This window comes from Microbacterium nanhaiense (assembly GCF_014646015.1).
GTDB classification, from domain to species: domain Bacteria; phylum Actinomycetota; class Actinomycetes; order Actinomycetales; family Microbacteriaceae; genus Microbacterium; species Microbacterium nanhaiense.
In genome coordinates this window covers 1-3,949 of the sequence record NZ_BMMQ01000017.1, presented here as the reverse complement: position 1 = coordinate 3,949, position 3,949 = coordinate 1, and the positions used below count along the sequence as shown (strand labels likewise).

Annotated in this window: 4 protein-coding genes; 3 read left to right on the top strand and 1 reads right to left on the bottom strand. The window is 70.0% G+C overall.

The annotated features are described in order from the left end of the window. Positions 1-123: 123 nt before the first annotated feature. On the bottom strand, positions 124-744 hold the full coding sequence (locus tag IEX05_RS15085) for an alpha/beta hydrolase (RefSeq protein WP_188703285.1): 621 nt from the start codon (positions 742-744) through the stop codon (positions 124-126). 70 nt (positions 745-814) lie between these two features. Here IEX05_RS15085 and IEX05_RS15080 point away from each other — a divergent pair, with 70 nt between their 5' ends. From IEX05_RS15080 to IEX05_RS15070, 3 genes are all read left to right on the top strand, one after another. Next, positions 815-1,099: a metal-sensitive transcriptional regulator gene (locus tag IEX05_RS15080; protein ID WP_229661373.1), complete on the top strand. Its 285-nt coding sequence runs from the start codon at positions 815-817 to the stop codon at positions 1,097-1,099. 11 nt (positions 1,100-1,110) lie between these two features. Further along, positions 1,111-1,341, top strand: a complete 231-nt coding sequence (locus IEX05_RS15075; protein WP_188703281.1) for a heavy-metal-associated domain-containing protein — start codon at positions 1,111-1,113, stop codon at positions 1,339-1,341. A 253-nt stretch (positions 1,342-1,594) separates the two neighbouring features. Further along, a complete protein-coding gene (locus IEX05_RS15070) occupies positions 1,595-3,826 on the top strand; it encodes a heavy metal translocating P-type ATPase (protein WP_188703279.1) in 2,232 nt (743 codons plus the stop codon). Positions 3,827-3,949 lie beyond the last annotated feature (123 nt).

Sequence of the window (3,949 nt, the reverse complement as noted above, 5' to 3'; positions counted from 1 at the left end):
CAACAAACTCAAGCAATGGCGCGGCATCGCGATGCGCTCAGACAAGACAGCCCGCTCCTACCGCGCCGCGATAGCCCTCGCCGCCACGCTGATCTGGATCAAGACCGACTTAATCCACACGGCCTAGGCCTGCTTCTCGAGGAAGCGCGAAAGATCCTCGATCTCCTGCGCCGAGACGGCGTGCCCGAGGCCCGGATAGACCCGACCCACGAGCTCGCTGTGATCGGGGAGCCACTGGGTCGTGTGGTCGATCGCCTCGGGCGGGATCACCTCGTCCGCGGATCCGCGACCCCAGAACACCGGCACCCGCGCGGTCTTCAGCGTCTCGTCGCCGGGGGCGGATCCGCCGGCCGCATAGCCGGACAGGTTGACGACGAAGTCGAACCTCTCGGGAGCGAGGCGCATGGCCTGGAGGGAGACGGCCGCGCCCTGCGAGAAGCCGACGAGCCCGACTCGGCGCTCGCCGAGGGGCGCGAGCCACTCGAGGAGCGCCTCCGCGCCCGCGGTGACGCCCGCGGGATCCCTCGATTGCAGGCCGTCGATCGGGTACCAGCTGTGCCCGCTCATCGGGAACGGGGGCGCGAGCGGGGCGCGCACGGCCGCGTAGGTGAACGCGCTCGGCAGGTGATCGCGCAGTGAGAAGAGATCCCGCTCGTCGGATCCGTACCCGTGCAGCAGTACGACGAGCGGCTTGTCGCCCAGGGGCTCGGACCAGAGGGCGGCGTCGGCGTCGAGGGAAGGCATGGGTCCATTCTCACCCGAATCACCGACAAACGACGGGAATACCCCCAGGGGGTATGCTGTTGGCATGAGTATGACCCACGGATACATCGACGGCAAAGACAAGGTGCAGGCGCGCCTGCGTCGCATCGAGGGCCAGGTGCGCGGTCTTCAGCGGATGGTCGACGAAGAGCAGTACTGCATCGACATCCTCACGCAGATCTCCGCGACCAAGAAGGCGCTCGAATCCGTGGCGCTGAGCCTGCTCGACGACCACCTCTCGCACTGCGTCGCGCACGCGGTGCACGAGGGCGGCGACGTCGCGGCGGAGAAACTGACCGAGGCATCCGACGCCATCGCGCGCCTGGTGCGTTCCTGAGGGAGACAACAATGACCACGAAGAACTACACCGTCAAGGGCATGACCTGCCAGCACTGCGTGATGAGCGTCACCGAGGAGGTGTCGGACATCGCCGGTGTCGAAAAGGTCGAGGTCGACCTCGCGAGCGGACGCCTCAGCGTCACCGCCGAGGCGATCGACGACCGCGCCGTCGCCACCGCCGTGCAGGAAGCCGGCTACGCCCTCGCCGCCCCCGGCGACCTGGGGCTGAACCCCGCGTAAGCGTCGCGCGGCGTCGCTGGGGCGATTCCCGCCGTAACTGGGACGCGCTTCGGGGCGTGTCCCACTTGGTGCGGGTATGGGGCTGCTATTCCGGCCGTAAGTGGGACATGCCCTGATCCGTGTCCCACTTGGCGCGGGTATGGCGCTGCTATTCCCGCCATAAGTGGGACACGCCCAGCCTCCACACGCCCAGCCCAGCCCCACGCACCGCACCCGCCGGCACAGCACAGCACACCTCAGGAGAGGGATCACCATGACCGAGCTCGAGCTCGACATCCAAGGCATGACGTGCGCCTCGTGCGCGAACCGCATCGAGCGCAAGCTCAACAAGATGGACGGCGTCGAGGCGCAGGTGAACTACGCCAGCGAGAAGGCGCATGTGCGATTCGACGGCGTCACGCCCGACGACCTCATCGCGACCGTCGAAGCCGCGGGCTATGGGGCATCGCTCGAACAGGTCGAGGAAGACCACCTGACCCCGCTCCGCACGAGGCTCATTGCGAGCATCGCGCTGAGCGTTCCGGTGATCGCGCTCGCGATGATCCCGCCGATTCAGTTTCCGGGCTGGCAGTGGGTGTCGCTCGCGCTCGCGCTGCCGGTGGTGATCTGGGGAGGCTGGGGATTCCACCGCGCCGCGTGGACGCACCTGCGGCACGGCGCCGCGACCATGGACACCCTCGTGTCGGTCGGCACGCTCGCCGCGCTCGGCTGGAGCCTCTACGCGCTGTTCTTCGGATCCGCCGGCATGATCGGCATGCGTCACGGCTGGTCGCTGCTCGCGACCGGCGCCGACGGATCCGGATCCATTTATCTCGAGGCCGCCGCGGGCGTGACGACGTTCATCCTCGCGGGCCGGTACATCGAGGCGCGCAGCAAGCGCCGCGCGGGCGACGCCCTGCGCGCGCTGCTCGACCTCGGTGCGAAGGATGTCGCGGTGCGGCGCGGGGACGTCGAAGAGCGGATCCCCGCCGACGCGCTCCGGGTCGGCGACGAGTTCGTCGTCCGACCGGGCGAGAAGATCGCGACCGACGGATCCGTCATCGAGGGCGCGAGCGCCGTCGACTCCTCGATGGTCACGGGCGAGCCCGTGCCGGTCGAGGTAGCGGTGGGCGATGCCGTCACGGGCGGCACGATCAACGCCGGCGGCCTGCTCGTGGTGCGCGCGACGCGCGTCGGCAAGGACACGCAGCTGGCGCAGATGGCGAAGCTCGTCGAGGACGCGCAGGCGTCGAAGGCCGCGGCGCAGCGCCTGGCCGACCGCATCTCGGGCATCTTCGTGCCCATCGTCATCGTGCTTGCGCTCGCGACGCTCGCGGCGTGGATCCTGCTCGGCCAGCCGATCGCGGCGGCCTTCACAGCGGCGGTTGCGGTGCTCATCATCGCCTGCCCCTGCGCGCTTGGCCTCGCCACGCCGCTGGCCCTCATGATGGGCACGGGCACCGGTGCGAAGCGCGGGATCCTCATCAAGGACGCGGACGCCCTCGAGCGCGCTCGCCGCATCGACACGATCGTGCTCGACAAGACCGGAACCGTGACCGAGGGTCGCATGGCGCTCACCTCGGTCGTGCCCGCCGAGGGCGAGACCGCCGACGAGGTGCTCCGCATCGCCGCCGCGCTGGAGGCCGGATCCGAGCACCCCATCGCCCGCGCGATCGTGACCGCCGCGCGGCCCGAGGCTGGCGTGCCGCACAACCCCGCCTCGAGCGGCGCGCAGACAGAAGTTATCGGCGATTCGCTGACGAGGGTGACCGACTTCCGCAACCTCGAGGGGCTCGGTGCGCAGGGAGTCGTCGACGGACGCGCCGTCGTCATCGGTCGCCCGCGGCTGCTCGACGACTGGGCGGTGCCGCTGGATCCGCAGCTGCGCGGCGAGTTCGACGCGGCATCCGCGCGCGGGGAGACGGTCGTCGCGATCGCGTGGGACGGCAAGGCGCGTGGGATCCTCTCGGTCGCCGACCGCGTGAAGGACACCTCCGCGGAGGCCGTGCGCGCGCTTACGGGCCTCGGTCTCGAACCGGTGCTCGTCACGGGCGACGCGGAAGAACCCGCCCGAGCCGTCGCGGCAGAGGTCGGCATCGACCGCGTCATCGCCGGGGTGCTCCCCGCCGACAAGGTCGACGTCGTGAAGAGGCTTCGGGCCGAGGGGCGCAGCGTCGCGATGGTCGGCGACGGCGTCAACGACGCCGCGGCCCTCGCCCAGGCCGACCTCGGTATGGCGATGGGCACGGGCACCGACGTCGCCATCGAGGCGAGCGACCTGACCCTCGTGCGCGGCGACCTCCGCGTCGCCGCCGACGCCGTGCGCCTGTCGCGGAAGACCCTCGGCGTCATCCGCACGAACCTGTTCTGGGCCTTCGCGTATAACGTCGCGGCGATCCCGCTCGCGGCCCTCGGCCTGCTCGCCCCCATGCTCGCGGGCGCGGCGATGGCGTTCAGCTCGGTGTTCGTCGTGCTCAACAGCCTGCGCCTGCGCCGGTTCCGCTAGGCCGTGTGGATTAAGTCGGTCTTGATCCAGATCAGCGTGGCGGCGAGGGCTATCGCGGCGCGGTAGGAGCGGGCTGTCTTGTCTGAGCGCATCGCGATGCCGCGCCATTGCTTGAGTTTGTTG